Below are 478 nucleotides of genomic sequence, written 5' to 3'. Positions count from 1 at the left end.
GGCAATAACCTGCTGGCGATCGAGAAACTGCCGGATGTGGTGCCGGAGAAGAACGAGGTGCTGGTGCAGATGGGCCATGTCGTCAGTTACGGCGCCCCGGTCGACCAGGCGATCCGGCTTGCCGGCGGCAAGGTCGTGCTTGTGGGGCAGGCGACCTCGACGCATCGCTTCCACATGGAAAACGCCATCACCGAAAAGACCGCCGCCGCCGTCTATGTCGTCTCCCACCATGTCGTCGATTACGGCCTTTTGAACCTGAAGGAATTCGTCGAGATTGCTCATGCCAAGGGCGTGCCCGTCATCGTCGATGCGGCCTCGGAATATGATCTCAGGATTTTCCTGGAGCAGGGGGCAGATATCGCCCTCTACTCCGGCCACAAATTCCTCGGCGGCCCGACCTCGGGCATCGTTGCCGGCAGGAAGGAGCTGGTGCGCCATGCGTTCCTGCAGAATATGGGCATCGGCCGCGGCATGAAGG

1 protein-coding gene is annotated in these 478 nt (G+C 61.5%); it reads left to right on the top strand.

Annotated features, from left to right (window positions below; translation table 11 throughout):
- Positions 1-478: aminotransferase class V-fold PLP-dependent enzyme (locus tag GVL03_RS19690; RefSeq protein ID WP_159502609.1), on the top strand; the 478-nt coding region annotated here is incomplete at both ends.

Source organism: Microbacterium sp. 18062 (assembly GCF_902706225.1).
Classification (GTDB): Bacteria; Actinomycetota; Actinomycetes; order Actinomycetales; family Microbacteriaceae; genus Microbacterium.
The sequence above is the reverse complement of the archived record's forward strand: the minus strand, read 5'-3'. Positions and strand labels throughout refer to the sequence as shown.